14 protein-coding genes are annotated in these 24466 nt (G+C 40.7%); 5 read left to right on the top strand and 9 right to left on the bottom strand.

Annotated features, from left to right (window positions below):
• Positions 1 to 19 precede the first annotated feature (19 nt).
• Positions 20 to 2467, bottom strand: coding sequence for a PilZ domain-containing protein (locus ACOB82_RS09365; RefSeq protein WP_448212722.1), 2448 nt, complete (start codon positions 2465 to 2467; stop codon positions 20 to 22).
• A 204-nt stretch (positions 2468 to 2671) separates the two neighbouring features.
• On the opposite strand from ACOB82_RS09365, the gene radA reads away from it, so the two are divergent.
• Both radA and ACOB82_RS09355 read left to right on the top strand, forming a co-directional pair.
• Entirely contained in the window at positions 2672 to 4036 is a 1365-nt protein-coding gene (gene radA, locus ACOB82_RS09360) for a DNA repair protein RadA (RefSeq protein ID WP_448212721.1), read from the top strand.
• Between the two features lie 191 nt (positions 4037 to 4227).
• Complete coding sequence (locus tag ACOB82_RS09355; protein WP_448212720.1) at positions 4228 to 6453, top strand: DPP IV N-terminal domain-containing protein; 2226 nt, start codon at positions 4228 to 4230, stop codon at positions 6451 to 6453.
• A 416-nt stretch (positions 6454 to 6869) separates the two neighbouring features.
• On the opposite strand, the gene ACOB82_RS09350 is transcribed toward ACOB82_RS09355, so the two are convergent.
• Positions 6870 to 7478 (bottom strand): HutD/Ves family protein, encoded by a 609-nt coding sequence (locus ACOB82_RS09350; RefSeq protein ID WP_448212719.1) that lies wholly within the window; start codon positions 7476 to 7478, stop codon positions 6870 to 6872.
• A gap of 297 nt (positions 7479 to 7775) precedes the next feature.
• Between ACOB82_RS09350 and ACOB82_RS09345 the strand changes: the two genes are divergently transcribed.
• Entirely contained in the window at positions 7776 to 9779 is a 2004-nt protein-coding gene (locus ACOB82_RS09345) for a methyl-accepting chemotaxis protein (RefSeq protein ID WP_448212718.1), read from the top strand.
• 525 nt (positions 9780 to 10304) lie between these two features.
• A complete protein-coding gene (locus ACOB82_RS09340; RefSeq protein WP_448212717.1) occupies positions 10305 to 11000 on the top strand; it encodes a PEP-CTERM sorting domain-containing protein in 696 nt (231 codons plus the stop codon).
• Between the two features lie 318 nt (positions 11001 to 11318).
• Here ACOB82_RS09340 and ACOB82_RS09335 read toward each other — a convergent pair whose 3' ends face one another.
• The 7 genes from ACOB82_RS09335 to ACOB82_RS09305 all read right to left on the bottom strand — a co-directional run bounded on the left by ACOB82_RS09335 (position 11319) and on the right by ACOB82_RS09305 (position 23699).
• Positions 11319 to 11570 (bottom strand): hypothetical protein, encoded by a 252-nt coding sequence (locus ACOB82_RS09335; protein WP_448212716.1) that lies wholly within the window; start codon positions 11568 to 11570, stop codon positions 11319 to 11321.
• 626 nt (positions 11571 to 12196) lie between these two features.
• Positions 12197 to 15889 carry a methionine synthase gene (gene metH, locus ACOB82_RS09330; RefSeq protein WP_448212715.1) on the bottom strand — a complete coding sequence of 1231 codons (3693 nt, stop codon included), beginning with the start codon at positions 15887 to 15889 and terminating at the stop codon, positions 12197 to 12199.
• A 1-nt stretch (position 15890) separates the two neighbouring features.
• Positions 15891 to 16844, bottom strand: coding sequence for a homoserine O-succinyltransferase MetA (metA, locus tag ACOB82_RS09325; RefSeq protein WP_448212714.1), 954 nt, complete (start codon positions 16842 to 16844; stop codon positions 15891 to 15893).
• A gap of 652 nt (positions 16845 to 17496) precedes the next feature.
• Positions 17497 to 17973 (bottom strand): transporter substrate-binding domain-containing protein, encoded by a 477-nt coding sequence (locus ACOB82_RS09320; protein ID WP_448212713.1) that lies wholly within the window; start codon positions 17971 to 17973, stop codon positions 17497 to 17499.
• 203 nt (positions 17974 to 18176) lie between these two features.
• Positions 18177 to 19250 (bottom strand): trypsin-like peptidase domain-containing protein, encoded by a 1074-nt coding sequence (locus tag ACOB82_RS09315; protein ID WP_448212712.1) that lies wholly within the window; start codon positions 19248 to 19250, stop codon positions 18177 to 18179.
• Between the two features lie 244 nt (positions 19251 to 19494).
• Positions 19495 to 20559 (bottom strand): efflux RND transporter periplasmic adaptor subunit, encoded by a 1065-nt coding sequence (locus ACOB82_RS09310; RefSeq protein WP_448212711.1) that lies wholly within the window; start codon positions 20557 to 20559, stop codon positions 19495 to 19497.
• A gap of 11 nt (positions 20560 to 20570) precedes the next feature.
• Positions 20571 to 23699, bottom strand: a complete 3129-nt coding sequence (locus tag ACOB82_RS09305) for an efflux RND transporter permease subunit (protein WP_448212710.1) — start codon at positions 23697 to 23699, stop codon at positions 20571 to 20573.
• 243 nt (positions 23700 to 23942) lie between these two features.
• Between ACOB82_RS09305 and ACOB82_RS09300 the strand changes: the two genes are divergently transcribed.
• Positions 23943 to 24224, top strand: coding sequence for a hypothetical protein (locus ACOB82_RS09300; RefSeq protein WP_448212709.1), 282 nt, complete (start codon positions 23943 to 23945; stop codon positions 24222 to 24224).
• The last annotated feature ends 242 nt before the right edge of the window (positions 24225 to 24466 follow it).

The following is a 24466-nucleotide window of genomic DNA, read 5'->3' as shown; positions in this document are numbered from 1 at the left end:
CTTTTGATTGAAATAGCCGTTATGACAATAACTGGTGACGTAATATTGCTTCTTGCGTGATATCAAGACACTGAATAACACCAGCAACACTCCAGATATCTTGTTCTATTTGCTTACCACGGTGAATAACATACGAACTGATATAGCTTAACTCTGGATTTAAATGCACCATATCTGGCTCATCTGTACGAGAGACTTTGACAGAAAAACAGTAAAAGCTGCCATTCTTCAGTGCATTATTAATAAACATTTTTCGCAATTTAAGCGAACCTAATTCACTGGCTAGTTTGGTAGTAACTGCCTGATCAATCAAAGCTGATCCCTGTTTAATTGAAATGAATAATGTGTCAGTTATTGGTGTCTGATCAGCCTTTAATTTTTTTAGCGTACTACTCATCAAGCTTGTTGCTTGCTGATTATGTAACAGTGGATATAAATTCAAGTGATTTGGCCTATCACTTAACGCCTGCATTTGGCTTAATATCGGAAGTTCTTTTGAGCCACTGCCAACCTCTTCAATTTTATAGCGACTGCCACTGGCTTGAACAAATAACGCCAGCGTTCGCATTGCACTGGTATAAATAGAGCGCAAAGCTTTTGATAAGCCTGGGTTCATATCGGCATATTCATCTTTGGTAAGCTTTTCTTTATTCTTTTCAATCAATACCTTAAAAAATGCCCGACCAATATGTTGGTGCTTTTCAACGTGAACCCGTAAATTTAACGTTTTTTTGCTTTTATTAATCCTCATGACTTCATACGGCAATGAAGCCAACTTAAAGCTAGAGGTAATTTTTTGCAGATTAGGGAAGGTGATATTGATGATCTCACCTTTGCTTAATACTGCCGGTTTATCCAAATTAATTTTCAGACCAGAAATAGAAAAGTCTAAAGAGTGACCTGTCCATTTAACCCCTTCCGCCTCAACTTCAACAGGCGTTTTATAAACAAACCTTGGCTCAGTGCGTTGGTTTCGATAATTAATGCCTATCTCGTCGACAATGTTAGGTGTAGTTAATCGTTTATGGCCGAACGATTTAACCTTGGTCATATCAATATTATCAAATGTTAATTGGCCATAGTCCTCAACAACTGCTTTGTTAGTGATATTCGTTGCGACAACAATAAACGGTAAACCGGCAACACTCGCAACCACTTCTGGCGGCGGCGGTATATTTAGGTATTCATCTTTTTTCGGCAATGAGTTTGCCACGGTTAAAGGTGAATAAGCCTTGCTTTGATCGACATGCAGCAATGAAAGTTGTGTCACCATAAATGATGACTTAGCTGCAGCAAAGCCAATAAATTGTTTCATAAACGACCGATCTTGTTCTAGCTGCTTTTCATCGGCAGTATAGAAATATGACTTACCTTGGCTTTGATGAACAAAGCTATATACAGTCAATGAACGCCCGAGTTTACTTGCTCTTAACAAGCGCTCAACGCGCGCATGACTGACTAAACAATGCAAAGTACTTTGCTTGCTTTCATCTTGCCAATAATGGCAAAACGCCTGATTATTATTTTCGGTAAGCGCAAAGCGCGGCCAATATTCACCATTTCTTGCTTCAATAAAAATAGGCAGTTCTGACGATTTAGGTAGGACAAATTGCTCTAAACTTCGTGCTTGTATCGCCGCAATAGTATTATCTAGATTAATTTTATAACGTCGTTTATTGCCCTGAATAAAGCCGACAAGGAATTGCTTAAAGCCATCTTGAGGTTTGTCATAAATACGGCTAATACCAACGAACTGAGTATTGCCTTCAGTAGCAAGGTTACAAACGGTATATTCAAAGCGTGTTTGATGGCCAAAATGAAACTCTTGTGTCAGGCCAGTAAACTCGATTTCAATCACATCACCAACAGCAATATTTTGTGGTTCAGCAAAGCGAAATTTACAGCCAGACACACTAATATCAGAACTAGTGGCCTCAATAGCAATGCCATTACTTAACGTAATATGAACTGGAATTGCAAAATTCATTCGCTCTTCAGCGCGATTAAAGTAACAGCCAAATTGATAAAACTTTGCTGGATATTGTAATTTTTCCAACACTTTAGGCTTATTTTTTGCTTCGATCTTTGGTGCTATTTCGCCCGCTTTTTCTCGCTGATAAATGACCCTAAAGTTATTTTCAGTATTGTTAACTGCTTCATAAACGCCAAAGGTGTAACCGCCATAAGCGGCTGTTTGATCTTGATATACTTTAATTGCGACGTCATCAAGATAATGAGTTCGCTCATCTGCTTCAAACGCACGGCACTCACCATCAACTAGACCACGCAAATCAATTAAGCGCGTACACGGTGTTGATAGTCGCTTGAGCTCCATTTTCAATAAAAAGCGATCTGTTTTCGCTAAATGTTGAGTGGCATGCAAAAAGTTAGCTTCAAATTCTTTTTGATGCACTTGCCCTTTAAAGCGCTCAATGATGTCAGTATATTGAGAAAAATCTTTGGTCATTTATGCTCTATTTTTATTACAATGGCAAAGAGAAAAACTAATGGTTGACCATATCTTACGCTGGATAAAATCACCATATTTAGTTTCAAAAATTTATATATAAATGGTTAACTTGCGTCAATTTTTTAACACAAAATCAACACTATCATATTGTTTAGTAACTCGTTGCAACGCAAGCAATATTTATGCCCTAGAAGGAAAGTCATGGCTAAAAGCAAAACTTCTTATGTTTGTACCGAGTGTGGTGCTGACTTCACTCGCTGGCTAGGCCAATGCACAGAATGTAAAGCATGGAACACAATATCAGAATTTCGCCAAGCTAAACCTCAGGCTGGACGTGGCGGCAATTTCAGCGGCTTTGCTGGCAGTATTAGCGCCCAAGTTCAAACCTTAGAAAGTATTGATTTAACTGATCTTCCCCGTTTTACTTCTGGCTTTACTGAGTTTGACCGAGTATTAGGTGGCGGCATTGTGCCCGGTAGTGCCATTTTAATTGGTGGTGAACCAGGCGCAGGCAAAAGTACGCTATTACTGCAAACCATGTGTCAACTCGCCAAGGATATGCCCGCACTTTATATCACGGGTGAAGAGTCGCTACAGCAAGTGGCAATGCGCGCCAAACGCTTAAATCAGCCCACAGACAAGTTAAAACTATTATCTGAAACCAGTGTTGAAACTATTTGCCATATTGCTGAGCAGGAAAAACCCAAAATTATGGTAGTTGACTCGATTCAGGTTATGCACATGAGTGATATTCAATCGGCACCAGGTAGTGTCTCGCAGGTACGAGAAAGTGCCGCCTACCTAACCCGATTTGCCAAACAGCACCATATCGCCATGATTCTCGTGGGTCATGTTACCAAAGATGGCAGCTTAGCTGGCCCGAAAGTATTAGAGCACTGTATTGACTGTTCCATTATGCTCGAAGGTTCAACCGATTCACGCTATCGCACGCTGCGCGGTAATAAAAACCGTTTTGGTGCGGTGAATGAATTGGGCGTATTTGGCATGACAGGTACTGGATTAAAAGAAGTGAAAAACCCGTCGGCAATTTTTCTAAGCCGTGGTGAAGAACAAACGCCTGGCAGCATTGTCATGGTACTTTGGGAAGGTACTCGGCCACTACTCGTTGAAATACAAGCCTTGGTTGATCATTCAGCGCTTGGTAATCCGCGCCGTGTTGCTGTTGGTGCCGAGCAAAACCGCTTAGCAATGTTATTGGCAATTTTACACCGTCACGGCGGGTTACAAATGAGTGACCAAGATGTATTTGTTAACGTAGTTGGTGGGGTAAAAGTTGCCGAAACCAGTATTGACTTAGCCCTATTGTTAGCGCTGGTATCGAGTTTTCGAGATCGAGCACTACCACAAGATTTAGTGGTGTTTGGCGAAGTAGGATTATCTGGCGAAATACGGCCAGTACCCAGTGGCCAAGAGCGAATTAATGAAGCGGCAAAACATGGCTTTAAACGCGCGATTGTGCCCTACAACAATGTCCCCAAAACGCCGATTGCGGGCATGGAAGTTATCGGGGTGAAAAAACTTAGTCAGGCACTCGATGCAATCTAAGTAAATATAACCACTTAGTTTTTCCTTTCTGAAAAGCCTGTTTACTATTTAGCACTAACCTTGCTGGGTTATTTTTGTTAAGATGCCCAGCAATTTATTTGAGCCAAACCACAGTGTTATTCGCTTGTCTAACGGGCAAACAATCGAATAATGCACTCAAATCTAGCTAATATGTTGTAAACAGGTATTTTATGAAGTCGATTTTATTTAGCGCAGCTATAGTGTTAACTGGCGTGCTGGCATCAACTAGCAACTCTGCCGAAACATTAACTATTGATCGAATCAACAGTGCGCCATCATTAAGTGGTCAAACACCCAAATCTTTAACCTTTTCCCCTGACGGCCAGCGAATTACTTACCTGCAAGGTAAAACTGATGATTTAAATCGCTATGATGTATGGGAATATAATCTGGCAAGCAAAGAAAACCGTTTGTTAGTTGATGCTGATAGCATTTTTTCTGGCACAGAAAACTTATCGGATGAAGAAAAAGCCCGTCGAGAACGCCAACGTGTATATGGCTCGGGTATTATGGAGTACACGTTTTCTGATGACGGCAAAGCATTATTATTTCCGGTAAATGGTGATATCTATTACTACCACCTAGAAAAAAAACAAGCGAAGCGTTTAACCAACACCCCAGCGTTTGAAACCGATGTAAAATTTTCACCCAAAGGAAATTTTGTTTCATTTATCCGCAACCAAAATCTATACATGATTGCGATTGAGTCTAGCGAAGAAACCCAATTAACCACTGACGGTGGCGGTGTCATCAAAAATGGTATGTCTGAATTTGTCGCCCAAGAAGAAATGGATCGCATGACCGGTTATTGGTGGTCTCCAAATGAAAAGCGCATCGCGTTTTTACGTGTTGACGAATCGCCAGTACAAGTTGCCATCCGCAATGAAATTTACGCGGAAGAAATAAAGCTAATTGAACAACGTTATCCCGCCACTGGCACCAACAATGTATTAATTCAACTGGCTACTGTTGATATTAAATCCAAGCGTATTCGTTTTGTTGATACCGGTGATGAACAAGACATTTACCTACCGCGCGTGCAATGGATGCCAGACAGCGAACAGCTAACCTATCAATGGCAAAGCCGTGATCAACAAACGCTAAAACTCAATAGTTACAATGTTAAGTCACGTCGCGAAAAAACCTTACTAACCGAAACGTCAGATCACTGGGTAAACCTGCATCACGATCTTAAATTCTTAAATGATGGTACATTTATTTGGGCATCTGAGCGCGATGGCTTTAAACATTTATATCATTATAAAAATAATGGTGAACTAATCAGCCAATTAACCAAAGGCCAATGGGTTGTTGATAGCTTAAAAAGCGTTGATGAAACCAATGGCTGGGTATATTTTACTGGCCGAGCCGATACGCCATTAGAGCGCCACTTATACAAGGTGCCGTTGACGGGTAAATCACCAGAGCACGTGGTTCGCGTAACCAAACGTAGCGGTTATCACGATGTTGTTATTGCCAGTGACGGTCAAACCTATATTGATGATTATTCAAGTATTAGCCAACCTAAACAAGTAAGCCTACATACTATTAACGGCGAGCATGTAACTTGGCTTTCAGAAAACAAGTTAGATGAAAATCACCCGTTAACGCCATATCTAACTGACTGGGTAACGCCTGAATTTGGATCGTTCCGCTCGGATGATGAGCAAGCAACGCTATATTACAAGTTATATAAGCCGCAAAATATGGCGCCAAGTAAACAATATCCCGTCATTGTTCGAGTTTATGGCGGCCCTCATGCCCAGCGCGTGACTAATCAGTGGAATTCGAAAGAGTATTTAACTCAATATTTAGTACAACAAGGCTATATTGTTTTCCAATTAGACAACCGTGGTTCTAACTATCGCGGTACGGGTTTTGAGTTCCCTATTTATCAAGAACTTGGCAATGTTGAAATTGCTGATCAGATATCAGGGGTTAAATATTTACGTACGCTACCGTATGTTGATCCAGAACGCATTGGTATTTATGGCCACTCTTACGGCGGCTATATGGCATTAATGGCAATGTTTAAAGCAGGTGATTACTTTAAAGCAGGGGTTTCAGGCGCTCCGGTAACTGACTGGATGTTATATGATACTCATTACACTGAGCGTTATTTAAATCATCCCAAAGCAAATGCCGACGGCTATGAAAAAAGTAGTGTTTTCCCGTACATAGAAGGTTTATCAGGATCCTTGATGGTCTATCACGGAATGGCTGATGACAATGTACTATTCACCAACACCACCAAGCTAATTAAAGCCATGCAAGATCAAAATAAGCAATTTGAGCTAATGACCTACCCTGGCAGCAAGCACAGTATGCGTGGCAAGAAAGTGCAAGTACATTTAAATACTGCGATTACCGAGTTCTTTAATCGTCACTTTAAATAATGCTAACTAACGTTGAATAGCGCTATTCAACGAATAAAAAAGCCCAGCTGATATCGGCTGGGCTTTTTTATTTCGACTTGACCTGTCCTAAATAAGGTTGCCTCTTTTAACGCTAACTAAAACTTCAACTTTACTATTAGGGCGTGTTGATCTTTCAAGTTTGTTTTTGCAGCAGTTTGTTGGAAGTTTATACACGGCAGCACTTTTGAAGTGTGGTTATTCCCCATGATAAAGTGCTAACACAGTAGAAATGACAACAAACGCTGCCTGAAAGGTTCGGCTAAAAGCGTTTTACTCTTTTTATTAAAGGGAAAGGTTGTGAGGTGGTTTGCTTAGATGACTAGGCGTCACACCTGACGCCGCGATTAAAACGCTTTTATCTCGAACAAAAATTAAACAGCAAAGAGCAACACGCCCTAATCTTTTGTGGCAATTAGCTGAATCACTATCGCGTTATCAGCATTTAGCTGCCAACCAGCAAGGCCATGCTCAGCAATCAATAAATATCCCGCCTTTAATTCAGTAACATCATCTGCATTATCGATAGCAACTAAAGAAGCATCAGCTGTTGTTGGATAAATAAAACACAAACCTGATTCTGGTAACACCACAGTTTGCTTAGCAGTAATACTGGTGGTAATTACCACGAAGCTACCTTGACGCGTCATTAAATTAAAATCAGTAATAGTGCCGCCGATAAGTTGACCATAAGTGGTACTAGCACCATCAAAAGTTGCCACATCTAAGGCATTGTCCAGTTTTTGTGAAAACTCATGATTATCAGCGGTTTTATGATTTAAAACGATGCCATCACCACTTAATAAAAATAAGTCACGACGCAGCCCAGAAAAGTCTGAGAACACACCATCTTCTGAAACAGTAGCAATACTTAAACGCCAATCAAAATTTTCAAGGCTACCACCTTGACTGATTGCCAGCTCAATGGTTTCACCTTTACCGTTTTTCCATGGCGTGCGTGTATATTGCTTTGGTGATTTAATGGTAAACGATTTTATAGTAAACATAGTGCTGTCACTTTGCTAAAAACGCGATCATACGAGTTAACCAAGAAAAGCTCAATCTCGGCTAATAGATAAATCTTTTTCACTTATAGCGTTTTTCTAGTGACAATGCTTTGGGATTTCGATAGCTTATTGTTCGCGACCAATCGCCGACATTCTTGTTATTTTTTTGAATGATGCTGCTTTTTATCGACATTTGTTCGAAAATTCATTCATTACTAACCTGAGCTGTTTGACGATAACTAATGGGAGCTTGATAGAAAACAAATAACAAAAAAGTCGTTATCAATTAGGTGCCATATGACAAACCACCCCTCTGTAATTCGAAAGGTACTGCTAGCTGTTGCTGGCATTATTTCACTAATAGCAATACTTGTAGCTGGTTACATTACCCATGAACGCGCCAGCCAAATGGAACAGTCTGTAATTCAAGAAATTAGAATTTCGACACAAACCGCAGGCAACGGAATTCATGAATTTTTCCGCGAACGCTCACGAGTTGTAACTTCGTTGCGTGGCAACCCATTTATCAACGGCTGGTTTTCACAATATACTGAGCGAGGTTCAGCTATAGATCACGATGCCGACTACCAAAAATTAGTGCAACATTTTAAGCATGAGTCGGCCAATGACCCCATGATCAAATCGGTATTTTATGCCCCTGCCGCCACGCATGAATACTTCGATATTAATGGTCGTTACAATGATGATAACTACTACACCAGCAAACGCCCATGGTGGGGCGAGGCATTAAAAAAAGATCGGTTGTTTATTACTAAGCCAGAAATTGATGCTAATGATAAGTCGATTGTGACCTCTATTAAATCAACAGTTTATGACAACAAGCAACTGCTTGGTGTATTAGGTATCGACATTCTCGCCTCAGAAATACGTAGTCGACTAATTGATACCATGAAATTTCAAGGGTTAGGTTTTGGCTTTTTGTACACTAGCGATGGCCAAATTATTTCATTCCCTGATCAGCAAGGCAAAATTGATATGAGCCAGTTGCCTAAGCTCAATGAGGTTGACCGTCAGTATCAGGATGCTGCAGGTTTTAACCAATTAATGAATGCAACTACTGGCCTGCAAGAAATCATTACCCATGTTACTTGGCAAGGGCAAGATTATTTAGCACTAGTTAGTCCAATTGAAGATGAAACCATGGCATTGGATTGGCGCATTGGTTTTATGGTGCCGCAACATGTCATTGATGATCCGGTAAATAACACCATCATTTCTTCAATCTTCTTGGTTATATTCATTGTGTTATTAACCTCAGGCGTTACGGTTTATGCCATCAAAAAGCTACTGACTAATCCTCTTAAGAAAATAGTCAAGGCAATGGACGACATTGCAACTGGCGAAGGTGACTTAACGCAACGTATTCATTTAGATCGTGACGATGAACTCGGACAACTAAGTAACTCATTCAACCAATTTGTCACCAATATTCAAACCATGATCACGCAATGCAATACCACAACTAATCAAGTATTGACCGGTGCTAATAGCGTAAATAACCTGATCAGCTCATTTACTGGCAATGTTGATCAACAAAAAGGCTATATCGAACAAATTGCGACTACTGCCAATGAAATGACTCAAACCATTCATGGCATATCAGACAACGCCCAAACCGCCTTAGATTATGCAAAGCAAGCGAGCAATGAATCTGCCGAAGGCCAAGAGTTAGTCAATCACGCTACCGACATAATGACTGAGTTGTCTGAAGAGGTTGCCAATGCAGCGACTGTCGTTGAAGATTTACACACAAACTCTCAATCAATTACTTCGGTACTTGAGGTGATTAAAAACATTGCAGAACAAACTAATTTGCTAGCGTTAAATGCTGCTATTGAAGCTGCTCGCGCCGGCGAGCAAGGTCGTGGTTTTGCTGTAGTAGCAGATGAGGTCAGATCATTAGCAAGCCGCACGCAGGAATCGACCGGTGATATCGAAAATATCATTGCTCAGCTTCATGCTTCAGCCACTGATGCAGTAAAAGCTATGCATGTTGGTAAAGGAAAAACAGATGAAGGTGTCAGCTTGATCCATCAAGTCAATGATAAGCTTATTCACATCAATCAAGCTATTTCATTAATTACTGAGCAATCAAACGAAACTGCTTCAACTACCCGAGAGCAAGCATCAGCGTCTGACGAAATAACACAGCAAACCATTGCCGTTAATGAGTTAGCTAACACCACTGTTGCGCAAACCCATGAAATGGCAACACTCAGTAACAATCAGCGGACTATTACCCAAGAGTTAGACCGAACTATTGCCCAATTCAAAGTATAATTGACCACCTGATACTAAATAAAAAAGGAGCCATTAAGCCGGGCTATTGAGTCAACTTGGAGCTACTATTTTTATACAGCAGCTCTTTTTTATTTTATGCAGTTGAAAAATAATGAATAAATTTTCAGTGCAAGTTAGAGCTTACCGCTTAATGAACTGAAATAATGTACGATTAGTGTGTTTTTTCAATGAGTTATTTAAAACTCGCCAAAATCTCCTATAATATTGGCTATAGGAGTGGTAATTATGACGAAATATGTCTTCTTAGATACGGAAACAACTGGTTTAGAACCCCATAAAGGTATCCATTGAATCATCGACCTAGCCTGCATTGAGTAACCGATTTTAGTGTCAGGTTATTTTGCAATTGTGCAAAACTTAAATCACCGCCACTCACTAACTTACTGTTTTTTTTGCAGCTTACCTAACTGGCATAGTGCTTGCGTAATAGCTAATTAGTATTTATTTTTAGCTTTATTAAATACCTTCCAACCTCGATGGAAAGGGATTAAAAGGAAAACTCAAATGAAAAATAAATTTTTAAAAGGCTTAGTGGCAAGCTTTGCTTTGGCTGTCAGTGGTTTTGCTAATGCCGATTTGATTTTTTCAGAGGAAGATTTGTTGTCAAGTGGTGATGGGCTGTTGATACATGATCATGTGAATAATATGCAGTGGGGCGATTGGTCTTACACAAAAGGTTACTCTGTAGATAACTTCTTTCAAAATAGTGTGTTTGCAGGACAAGGATTTAGATTAGCGACACAAAGTGACTTAGAACTACTATTCTCTACTGCTGGTGCTGATAACATTACTTATAATGCAAATGGCTTTTCAAATAATTTTGGTGCCTCTAATGCTAATGTGGCTGCTATAAATTTACTGAATTCATACACTGAACACACTATCTCGGATAATTGGAGCGATACTAGTGGTAATCCTTGGATTCACTCGTTTTTCGATAATGGTGGGTCACAAAATGATACAGGCTATATTAGGTTTAACAGTCAGCCTTGGTCGGGACCTGAGGGTGGTATAATTGATATTTATTCAATCGGTAGTTATTCTACTAGTACTGCATACTCAAGTTCTCTAACTAGTCCTTGGTCAATAATGATTGTTAGAGATGTCGATCCTCAAGATGTTCCTGAACCATCTACAATTGCTCTTTTTGCTTTGAGTTTAATGGGATTAGCTTCTCGTAAATATAAAAAGCAATCGTAATTTACAGAACAGGATTATTAAAACACTGATTAGGATGATCAGTGTTTTTTCGTTTTTGGAAGTATAAAAGCAAGAAAATCAAAGTAAAAGATTCCCACACTATTTAAAACACCTCAGTAACCAACTGAAATATTTAACTAATCGTACACTTTTGAGTTGTTCGAACACTTTCTTGAGGCTCACTTATCACTGAAAAATAAAGAAAATTCGTACTGAAAACAAAAATCCGCTTTGTTATTTCAACAAAACGGCTCCAAGTTCACTCAATAGCCCGCCATTAAGCTCCTTTTTTATTTGATTTAATGACTTAGTGACAAACTATTTAAACCATACTTTGCCGCCAATTATTTTGTAGGCTGGTGCGCCGCGAATTAACGTTTCGCGAGCAAATTCCTGTTGACAATTTGGGCAGATACAATCGCTTTCAGTAAAGTCTTTAGTGATGCGTTCTTTAAAGCACTTTACCAATGCCCCTTTCCCACCTTTGCGGTATTGGAATAGCTGCTGATTGCACTTAGCACAAAAGATATCAACGGATTTATCAGGAAGTTTTTTACGAGGTTTAGCCATAGCGCGTAGAGTAGCAAGAAATGCATGGTTATCGAAGCAAATTTCAGTATCACAACAGATCGATATATTTATCAACGTCATTTCGGCGCAAGCCGAAATCGCCATGAATAAATCAAGCGGATATTAAGTATAAAAGAAGACGCGAAAAGATCCCGTTGTTCAACGGGATGACGCGCTTGGGAGCGTAGGTCTAATCTTGAAAAAGCGCATCGTTTAACTATTAATGCTTTTAGTTCAGCTAATCGAAATATTTATCAACATTATTTCGGCACAAGCATGCATCACATAACGATTGATGCTTTTTATCTCAGTAGATCGATATATTTACCAACGTCATTCCGGCACAAGCCGGAATCTCGATGAATAAATCGAACGAATATTAAGTATAAAATCATAAAAGATGATGTGTAGAGATCCCGTTATTCAACGGGATGACGGGGCAGCGGTGATTAAAGATACTGTGAGAATGCACACAAATTACAATTATTTGCCCCGCTCGTGATCTAATATTAATCGAGATTTTTCGCAGTTATTTGGTGAAAGCTCAAGGCAGAAATTCGCAGCATAGTAACCTATGTGAGAATTTCTAACGCCGAGAATTCATCAAATAACAAAGGAAAAACCGATTAATCAGGTTCGTAGTCTAAGTTAGCAGCCAACCAACGCTCGGCTTGTTCTATAGTCATGCCTTTACGCGCCGCATAATCCAGCACCTGATCTTTTTTCAGTTTCGCTACCGCAAAATACTTACTATCAGGGTGAGCGAAATACCAACCGCTAACCGCAGCGCCCGGCCACATCGCATAACTGGACGTAAGCTCCATACCAATGTTGTTTTCAACATCGAGTAGCTCCCAAAGTAAGCCTTTTTCAGTATGTTCAGGACAAGCCGGATAACCCGGTGCCGGACGAATACCTTGATAGCTTTCGCGAATCAGCGCCTCATTATCAAACGCTTCATCCGGTGCATAACCCCAATATTCTTTACGCACTTGTTCATGTAAATATTCGGCGCTGGCTTCAGCTAGGCGATCGGCCACGGCTTTTAACAAAATACTGTTGTAGGTATCGTGCTCGGCGTCATAGGCTTTAACTAGTTCATCGGCGCCAAACCCTGCCGATACCGCAAAGGCACCCACATAATCATTAACGCCTGCATCTTTAGTCGCCACATAATCCGCTAAACAGCGGTTATATTGGCCTTCTGGCTTTTTAGTTTGCTGGCGTAATTGGTGAATACGCATTAAATGCTGTGATTTATCATCATCGGCAAATAGTTGAATATCATCATTTTCGCGATACGCTGGGAATAAACCGATGACCGCACTGGCACTAAGTTTTTTATTATTAATAACGTCATCTAGCATGGCATTAGCATCGTTAAACAACTTAGTGGCTTCTTCGCCGATTAACTCATGATCTAAAATTTTCGGATACTTACCTGATAACTGCCAAGTCATGAAAAATGGCGTCCAATCGATATAATTTCGCACCACATTTAGATCTAAGTCTTTTAACACTGTTACGCCTAATTTCTTCGGTTTAACCGGTGAGTAATGTTCAAAACTTAACGGCGTTGCATTTGCACGAGCATCTTCAATTGACACTAAACTTGAACGTGGGCCTTTTTTATAATGGCGCTCACGCACTTTTTCATATTCAGCATTTTGTCGCGTAATAAAATCAGGACGTTGCTCGTCAGATAACAAGGCGCTTACTACCGACACCGAGCGCGAAGCATTCGGTACATAAACCACAGGATGATCATATTGCGGCTCTATTTTTACAGCCGTATGGGCTTTTGACGTAGTTGCCCCGCCAATTAATAACGGCAAATTAAAGTCTAAACGCTTCATTTCTTTGGCAACATGTACCATCTCATCAAGCGATGGTGTGATAAGACCTGAAAGCCCGATAATGTCGCAATTTTGCTCTTTGGCAACCCGTAAAATTTCTTCACATGGCACCATTACGCCTAGGTCGATAATCTCGTAGTTATTACATTGCAGCACCACACCGACAATGTTTTTACCTATATCGTGAACATCGCCTTTCACGGTTGCTAACAGCACTTTACCATTAGTGCGCGCTTCAGTTTTTTCGGCTTCAATGTAAGGTTGTAAGTAAGCCACCGCTTGCTTCATTACCCGCGCAGATTTTACTACTTGCGGTAAGAACATTTCGCCAGCACCGAATAAATCGCCGACCACGTTCATGCCGTCCATTAGCGGTCCTTCGATAACATCAAGCGGACGCGTCGCGTTTTGGCGAGCCTCTTCAGTATCTTCAACAATAAATTCATTAATACCTTTGACCAGCGAATGTGCTAGGCGCTTATTCACCGGCCATTCACGCCAAGCTAAATCGGCTTTTGATTGCCCGCCACCGGCTTGACCACGATATTCCTCGGCAACTTCTAATAAACGCTCAGTAGCACCGTCATCAGAGTTTTGAATAACATCTTCCACCGCTAGGCGCAGTTTTTCTGGAATATCAGAATAAATCGCCAACTGACCAGCATTAACTATACCCATATCCATGCCATTTTTAATGGCATGATATAAAAACACCGCATGGATCGCTTCACGCACTGGATTATTACCACGGAACGAAAACGACACATTCGATACACCGCCAGAAATCATGGCATAAGGTAAGTTATCTTTAATGTCTTTTACCGCATCAATAAAATCGACCGCGTAGTTATTGTGCTCATCAATACCGGTAGCGACGGCGAAAATATTCGGGTCAAAAATAATATCTTCCGGTGGAAAACCAACTTCATCAACAAGAATGCGATAGGCACGCTGACAAATTTCAAATTTACGAGTGCGAGTATCGGCTTGCCCTACTTCATCAAACGCCATGACAATCACAGCCGCGCCATAGCGTTTCAGTAGTTGCGCTTGATGGCGGAAAATCTCTTCGCCTTCTTTTAAGCTTATCGAGTTAACAACGCCTTTACCTTGAATGCACTTTAAGCCAGCTTCTAAAATATCCCACTTGGATGAGTCGAGCATAATTGGCACTTTGGCGATATCAGGCTCGCCAGCAATTAGGTTCAAAAAGCGGATCATCGCCGCTTTTGAGTCCAACATGCCTTCATCCATGTTGATATCAATAATTTGCGCGCCGTTTTCTACTTGCTGCAATGCAACAGCGATTGCTTGGTCGTAGTTTTCTTCGGTAATTAGGCGTTTAAAAATCGCCGAACCTGTGACATTAGTACGCTCACCGACGTTAACAAACAGCGTTTCTTTGTTAATGGTTAATGGCTCTAAACCCGATAATCGACAAGCGATATCACGCTTAACTATTTCACGCGGCTTAATATTGGCGACTGTGTCCGCCATACCTTTAATATGTTCAGGTGTCGTACCACAACAGCCGCCAATAATATTTAAAAAGCCCGACTGTGCCCACTCTTTAACATGGTCGTTCATGTCATCAACGGTAAAGTCATATTCACCAAAGGCGTTAGGTAGACCGGCATTAGGGTGTGCTGAAACCGCAACGTCAGAAATGCGACTTAACTCTTCAACATATTGGCGAAGTTCAACTGGTCCTAACGCACAGTTAAGACCAAAAGAAATCGGTTTTGCGTGGCGCAAAGAGTTATAAAACGCTTCAGTTGTTTGACCTGATAATGTTCGCCCAGAAGCATCAGTGATGGTGCCAGAAATCATTACCGGCAAGCGCAGTTGCAGCTCATCAAACACTGTTTCTACCGCAAAAATGGCCGCTTTAGCATTTAGCGTATCGAAAATGGTTTCAATTAAGATGATATCAGCGCCACCTTCAATTAACGCTTTGGTTGACTCAATATAGGCATCTTTTAATTCATCAAAAGTGACATTACGAAATGCAGGATCGTTAACATCAGGAGAAATCGAACATGTGCGGTTTGTTGGTCCAAGCACACCAGCAACAAAGCGTGGCTTATCGGGGTTTTGTGCAGTAAATTCATCCGCTACTTCACGGGCTAATTGCCCAGCAACTTTGTTAATTTCAGCGCTTTGCGCTTGCATATCATAGTCAGCCATCGCGATAGTAGTGGCGTTAAAGGTGTTGGTTTCTAAAATGTCCGCGCCCGCTGCCAAATATTGGCGATGAATCGTTTTAATGACCTCAGGTTGAGTAAGTACTAATAAATCATTATTGCCCTTTACATCACAGTGCCAATCGGCAAAGCGCTCGCCGCGATAATCCTGCTCTTCAAATTTATACGCTTGGATCATAGTGCCCATGGCGCCATCTAAAATTAAGATGCGCTCGTTAAGGGCTTGGGTAATTAAATTAAACGATGCTGACTGCTGCACGTTAGTCTCCTGTGATAGATGTCTTGATATGCTCAGCATCTAGTTTGTACGGGGTAATTTGGTAAACATAATAGTTGATCCAGTTGTTAAACAACAAGCTACCATGACTGCGCCATTTACTAATTGGCGGATTTTCTGGGTTATTATCGCGATAATAATTCACTGGAATCTCTGGCGCTAACTCTGAAGACAAGTCAGCCGCTAAATCGCGTTGATATTCTTCATCTAAGGTTTGCGGATCATACTCTGGGTGACCCGTGACATAGACCTGACGTTTATCGGCACTTGCCACTAAATACACACCCGCCTCATCTGATTGCGCTAGCACATTTAAACCTGGTACTGATTGATAATCTTCAACGGTAACTTCACCGTAGCGCGAATGTGGTACCCAAAATTCATCATCAAAGCCACGAGTCAATTTTTCATGTTCCAACGTTAAATGATGCAAATAGACCCCTGAAAGCTTTTTCTTACGTAGTTGCTTGTCAATGCCGTAATGATGATACAGTGCAGCATGTGCCGCCCAACATAAATACATGGTAGATACGACATTTTGCTGAGCCCAATCAAATACTTGCTGAATTTTATCCCAGTATATGACATCTTCATATTCCATCAGGCCAAGCGGCGCACCAGTAATTATTAAGCCATCGTATTGCTTATGTTTAATATCATCGAACAGGCGATAAAACGACTCTAAATGGGAGGTTGGCGTATTTTTCGAAGGGTTGGCGTTAATGCGCACCAAATCAATATTAATTTGCAGTGGCGTATTCGACAGCATCCGCAGAATTTGTACTTCAGTTTCAATTTTATTCGGCATTAAATTAAGGATAGCCATTTCCATTGGACGAATATCTTGATTGGCCGCGCGATGTTCTGACATCACGAAGATATTCTCATTACCTAAAATTGATAACGCGGGTAATTGGTCGGGAATTTTAATTGGCATAGCAAATCCTAGTATTCACTTCGAATAACAGAGCAGACAACTGTGCCTTGAAAGTTTGGCTATGTCAACATCTAAACGTTTAGACGTCTAAAATTTCAGATGGTTTAATTTTATTATTTTGTTTGGCGCTTTTTAAAGTTAAATATTTTTTAGTTGCTGATTTTTTCATGTCATTCCGCAGTTGATGCGGAATCTACTTGCTTTGAATTAACGGTAATATGAACGGAGATTCCTGCTTTCGCAGGAATGACGATAACAAACAATAACACCAATACAACGCGCTTCATCACTAAATGCTAACGAATCATAAACGCTGTTTAGCTTACTTATCAGCCAAGAAATCTAAGCTAAGGTACTGTGTTTGCAGCACTTTAAAGTCATCTGTTTTTTTAAATTCGATCATAGCTTGATCAAATTCATTACTTTTATCAGCTAAACGCCCTTTTTTCGGGAAGGTTATATAAGCAGGAGTAACATTTTATGGCGAAGATAAAATTTTAACTTTGCCGGCAGCCTTTAACTTTTTTATTTCCATGATAGTGGTGAGATCATTTTCAAACACTGCGTCTACTCGACTTCTAAGCAACATTTGAAGTGCATTTTCAGTTTTATTAGTCAGCTGTATTTTTGACTGCTTGGCATTACGAATTTTCTAAAAATTATCATCAATCGCTTTGTCTCGATACATAGCAATAGGATGCAATTTTACGAAGTCGACAATATTACCGTCAAAGGTGATATCACTATCAGAGCGAACGACTACAACATTTTTTTGCAGCAAAATTGGCTCTTGAGGAAACACCATATAGCTAGCATAATCTGAACGCATTAACACAGTGAGCACTATGTCACATTCTCCAAGTTTTGATTTATGAACGACTCTAGACCATGGAAAATAAGTAACATTCAACCGCCAGCCTAGTGTTGGTGCAATAGCTTGCAATATTTTCACTGCAAAACCATCGGGCTTACCATGTTCATTAAGCATAGTTTGTGGCGCTAAAGTAAGGCTACAAACTTCAAGTTTAGTGGAGTTACTATGGAGGGGACTATTGACTACCTTTGCTAAGCAAAACGCTTGAAAAAAGATAAGGCTAATTATAAATAACTTCAAACCAACAATTTTCATTATTTTCTACAAGTAAGAAATTTAACTCTTTTAATTAAAAATAATAATACAAGCAATGACCTTTTTATCATATTTAAATGTATGTGGTTTGAAGAGTTTGTTTACTTAAAAACGCTGGTTCTATCGAAACCATCTAGATAATTTACCTTCAATACAAGCTCCAAAATCACTTATCTCTGGCTATCAATTGTCTCTGGCTATAGTTACCCAACAGTCCTTGCTTGATTATGCTCAACAATCACTACAGGCAATATCATTGCTTTCTTGTTCCGATAAAAACTCACTTTTATCGTTGACCCCGGCAAGGTCTCAGCAACAATATCCAATGCCTGCTCAATGCTGGTAATTGGAATATCATTAATTTGATAAACCACATCACCCGCTTGCAAACCCGCCACATGGGCAGGGCCACCGGTTGCGACACTACTGATAACAAAACCTTTAGTATTGGGGGTAATTTGCGGCGCAGTAATTCCTAACCAACCACGCACTACACGGCCATGTTCAATAATTTTGCGCATAATTTTATTGGCTAGCTTAAATGGCACCGCAAAGAAAATACCTTGAACATTAAGCTGAGGATTACGCTGAGTGAACTTACGTGAGTTAATACCAACTAACTCGCCATTGGTATTAATTAATGCACCGCCCGAGTTACCTTCATTAATTGCTGCATCCATTTGTAAGAACTGTAAGTAGTTGGTGCTGCTAAGGCCATTGCGACCGGTCGCGCTAACAATACCTTGGGTAACGGTTTGACCTAAATTAAGTGGGTTACCAATGGCTAGTACTACATCGCCTGAAAATGATTCTAAATCTTCGCGCTGTGGGATCACTGGTAAGTTTGTGGCATCAACTTTTAACACCGCCAAGTCAGTATATACGTCAAAACCAATAAGTACGGCGTCATAACGCTGGCCATTTTGTAGCCATACCGATACTAAATCAGCATTTTCCACCACATGATAGTTAGTCAGAATATAACCATCTGCATCCATAATCACGCCCGAGCCTAACCGAGTATTATTTCTAGCAGTACGGGCATAGCCGGCAGCCGTGTTGATATCGGTAGAGTAAATATTAACAACAGCAGGCCCGGCCCGACTGACCGCTTTGGCATATGATAGTGGCTTTTGCTCTTCTTCTTGCCCCTGAATAAAGCTTGATGAGGCTAACTGAGTGCGAAGCTCTGGCACTAATAAAATAAGAATAACGGCGGCAAGCACGCCATAACTGGCGGACTGAATAAAATATTTAATAAAGGCGAGCAATTTCAAAAGACGTTTCTAACTGTTGTTATTATTTATTAATGGTATTGCTTAAATGTAACACAATAATTTTATGCTGTTGATCATAAGCTTAAACCTAAGCTAAATTTATCCATAAGCTTAGTAAAAATATGAGTAAACAAAGCAACAATTGCAATAGCGAACCATTAAAAGCATGGCACAGTAGGCACTTACTTTTGAAGTGCCAGATATTGTGAGCATAATGATATTATGCGCTTAAAAAGACTTTTAGCTAATTAACAATTACTTGCTGACCATCGCGTAAACGTTCAGCACCACGAATTGCCACTAAATCACCATCATGCAAGTCACCAACTATTGATACCCGCTCAATTGTTCCTTTACCGACAGTCACAGCAAAGCGCTTCACCGTATTATCATTTTCCACTTTCACCACATAAGTGCCATCTTTACGCAAAATTAGCGCATCTCGATGGACAGTTAACGTTGCTTTCGATTGTTGTACTGGTACCGTTACTTTTACCAACTGACCAGCAGCCCATTGTTGATTTAAATGAGTAGGTAAATCAATTCGCACCTCAAAGGTTTGCGAACGTGGATCGGCACTAGGAATAACCGCAGTAATTTTCGCAATCATTTGCTGCTGCTCATTGGCTAAGGTTAATTCATTACCCAATCGTAAAAAGCCTAAATATTTAATCGGTACAAATACTCTTGCTTCTAAATGTTCAGTGTCTAAGAACTTACTGAGCACATCACTGCGATTGACCTCGGTGCCTGCTAGCACTAAACGCTCTGTAACCACGCCTTCATAAGGTGCTAACACTGTCGCGCGGCTAATTTGCTGCTGTATTTGCTTAAGTTTTAACTCGGCAATTTCAAGATCAGCTTGAGCCAATTCAAACTGCGACTTAGTTTGGTCAAGCTGAAACTGTGACGCGGCATTAGTTTTACGCAGTTTTTCAATGCGCGTGACCTCATTTGCCAGATAATTCATATTAATCGTCGCGCGTTTGATTTGAGCGCGTTGTTCCGCTTGTTGCAGTTCAAGTGGCAACATATCCATTTTTACCAGTGGCTGACCCACTGGCACAAAGCTACCGGGTTCAGCGACCCATTTCACCTGTCCACTAATGCCAGCGGTAACTGGCACGTGCATTTTTGAATGAATCGTGCCCATTAAATCAGCAGTAGCCAGCAGCACCATAGATGTGACTTTATCAACCTGAACTGAACTTGCAGGTGGCGTTGCCGCGTGTAATGACCATGACATTAACAAGTTGCTAAGAATAAAAGCTAAGCCAAGCGTTTTGTGTTTATTGCGTAAAATTTTCATGTCATTGATTCCTAGCTATTGCTTACTTTTAATCTAGATTGTGGATTTAACTGTTTAACATTGTCGCTACTTGCATCGCCACTTATCACTGAACTTGCCTGCTCATTAAGTCGTAATAATGCAGGAAATAATACTAAGGTAAACAATGCACTAACCGTCATACCACCCACAATCACCGTGGCAAGGCCGCGGTAAATTTCACTACCAACCCCTGGCATTAACATCAGTGGCAACATACCAAATAAGCTGGTGAGCGTACTCATATACACAGGGCGTGCTCTTACTCTAATTGATTGCGCGACTGCGCGATTAATATCTAAACCTTCCGCTTGCGCCTGACGAGTTTGATCAACGAGTAAAATCGCGTTATTAACCACTAGCCCGAGTAAAATAATAAAGCCAATCATGGTTAACAAATCTAAAGACTGGAAGGTAAACAGATTTAAAATATTTAATGCGATTACGCCACCGGCAACCGCTAGAGGCATAACCAACAGCACAATAAAACTATCTTTGGCTGACTTAAATAATGCTGTCATCAGTAGAAATAAAATCAGTAACGCTAGAACAAAGTTTTGCACCATATCACTAATCGCCGCCTCCATTTTATTAGCATTACCGCTTAACAATATTGATGAGTCCCCCGGCAAGGCTTTGGTCATTTCCGGCACGACTTTTTCGTTTAAAATAGCTAATGCTTCTTCCAACGACATATCCGCTGGTGGCGATACTTGAATACTGATCGTACGTTTACCATCAACACGTCGTAATTGAGTTGGCCCTGCGGTACGGTGAATTTCGGTTAGTTCGCCTATGGTTTGAATACCTGCAAACGGCGAGTAAATCGGCAGCGCAGCTAACTCATCTGGCGTTTGCCATTTATTGCCGCGCAATATCACATTGACTCTGTCGTTACCGTCAAAGTATTCATTAATAAATAAGCCACTGGTAAATGCACGAACAGCGTTGGCTACCTCATGACGTGTTAAACCCGCCTGTGTAATACGCTGATCTTTCGGGGTTAGTTTAAGCTCTGGCTCAGACAGGCTTAAACTCGGAATAGGAAATGCCGTAGTATTTGCCATTGTCGAATTAATCGCGCCAATACCGACTTGCGCAACTTCCATCAACACTTCAATATCAGAACCATTAATATCAATATCAATAGTTCGGCCATTACCACCGCCGGAAACATTGATCATCGAGCCTCTAAATAAAAATGCTTGGGTATCAGGTAGGCCACTAAAAATTTCGTTGCGAACGATATTCATTAATTCTTCAACCCGCGTTGGATCATCAGCATAAATAAAACCGCCGGTATTAGCCGAGCCATTCGAATAGAAGTTATAGCTTTTGATTTTCGGCTGCTTTTCGCCGGATAAATACGGCGCTAATCGCTTTTTAACCAAATTTGCCATTTCATTTTCAACAAAATCTACATTACCGCCTGGCGGCATATTTAAGCCATAGAAGAAGCCATCAATTGGCGCGCGCGGCATAAAATCGGTTTTTGGTAATAAGGTTACCGTTGCCACTAATGAGCCACCAATCAACACGCTGATCCATGCGTAACGCTTAGTTTTGGTATTAGTTAAACGCATCACTAAATTGGTTAGGTTTTGCCAATATTGATCAAATGGATCATGCTCTTTAGCATCTTTTAGCCAATATTTACTAGCAATTGGCAGCACAGTAATGGCTGAGATTAATGAGGCGACAACCGCAATTGATAGCGTTAGTGCTAAATCAGAAAATAACTGACCTTCAATACCCTTCATAAATAATATCGGCAGAAAAATCGCAACCGAAGTCGCGGTTGACGCGAATAAAGCGCCGGTAACTTGCACCGCACCGCGCATCACCGCTTTAGCATTGTCTAAGCCCATTGACCTCATTCGAACAATGTTTTCCTGCACAATAATTGCAGCATCGAGTACTAGCCCCACTGAAAACGCTAAGCCCGCTAACGAGATAACATTTAAACTGCGATCAAATACGCTTAGCGCCACAAACGACACCATCAGGGAAATAGGAATTGTTGTGGCAATAATCAGGGTATTTTTTATTCCGCGTAAAAATAACCACAAGATAATCAGCGCCAACAGCACACCTAAGCCCAAATTACTTTTAACCAGCTTTAAGGCATTGCGAATGTGCACTGATGAATCAAAACTTAAATCAATAGTCAGGCCAGCATCTTTCATCGCACCAGCATTAAGCTCTTTAATTGCGACATTTATCTCGTCCATCAGCGCAACGGTATTCGCATCATTTTGTCTGGTTAAGGTGAAATAATAAGCAGGCTGACCGCTTCTTAAACTAAAGCCAAAACGATCGACTAAGGTATTTTCGACGGTAGCTATATCTTTTAAATAAATCGGGCGGTTACCGCTGTAACCGACAATCATTTCGGTAAGGTTATCGACACTGTATTTTCCAGCAAAGCGCACTGTATATTGGCGACGGCCAACATCAGCAACACCGCCAGAAACATCGCTAGCGCGAGAAACCGTCGAGGTGATATCGCCAATACTCAAACCAAGGGATGCAGCACGTAATGGATCAAAGGTGATGCGTAATTCGCGTGGACGATGGCTGGCTAAATTAACTTGTGCTAGCCCAGGAATACGAGCAAAACGTGGACGTACGACATCTTCAATTAACTTTTGATATTGGCCTAAATCTTTGTTCGGGTTACTGGGTAAAGTTTTGATCATTAATGAGGCGGTTTGCGGGCCGCCTTGGCCGCCACCAGCAGAAACCACGGGCTCGATTGCATCTAATGGCAAGGGTGGCGCTTGGTTTAAATTATTAATAACATCTAACATCGCCCGCTGCATATCGGCGCCAACATCAAAAGTTAAAGTAATGCCACCGAAACCACGCTGAATATTGGTGGTAACTTTAGTTACACCTTGGGTATTTTTCACCGCATTTTCCAGCGGCTCTATAATCACTGACTCCATTTCTTCCGGCGCGGCACTACGCCAACCGGTAAAAATTGAAATTTGCGGTTGCTCAATATCTGGCGTTAGCTGGATCGGCAGCTTAAAAACGCTTAGTACACCAAATACCATCACCAATGCCACGATCACAATTATCGCGGCTGGATTCTTTAATGCGGTACGGGTTAAGTTCATCAAACAGGCCTTACTATCCTTATAATGGCGCAAGCCTAATAGATACAGCGCAATTATGGCAGTCAGATCCGGCTAATATGCGATTATTTGCGGTAAAACTACAATTGTTAACAAAAAGTTACATCTTGGGATAATTTGACATAATGGGCAAAGCCACGTTGAATGAAGTTAAATGCTAACGGATAGCAAACTAACACATTAACAATTTAAGTAAGCAAATGAAGTTCAAGGCAAGGAAGGTTTATGAAGAAAATAATCGCTGTTATATGCTTAGCACTATTTACAACAAGCTGTGTGGTTATTCCTATCGATGATCATGCTCACTCACACCAATGTCTACTTTCTTCAGATAGAAAGGTACTGAAAGTCATTGATGTCGCTAAAGAGTCGAACTCTTATTATTCAATTAGCGGCATTATTTTAAGCCCGATTTTAATTCCGACTTCAGCCATTATTTCTGGCACTTATGTGTTAGTTAATAATAGCTACCATCTGGGTGAAGAAACCATCAAATGCGAAAGTTAACGCTCGATTGCAAAAAAGCTTAAATGACATAGCTTGAATGGTTTAGCTTGAAGGGTTTAGCTTGCTGAAAAGCTTAACGGAAAGTTATCGAACCAACATTAAAATGCCGCATTAAGTGCTAATACCGATCAGTTAGGCATTTATTTACAGATCAATTGAACGATCTTCTGAGTATGTAAAAATCCGATAAACATTGTTTATCGGATTTTTTATGCTCGTTTCTCAAGCCCTAGATGTCATTA

The sequence above is a fragment of the Colwellia sp. MEBiC06753 genome, assembly GCF_053470325.1.
Note: the sequence above shows the minus strand (reverse complement) of the source record. Positions and strands in the feature narration are given on the sequence as shown.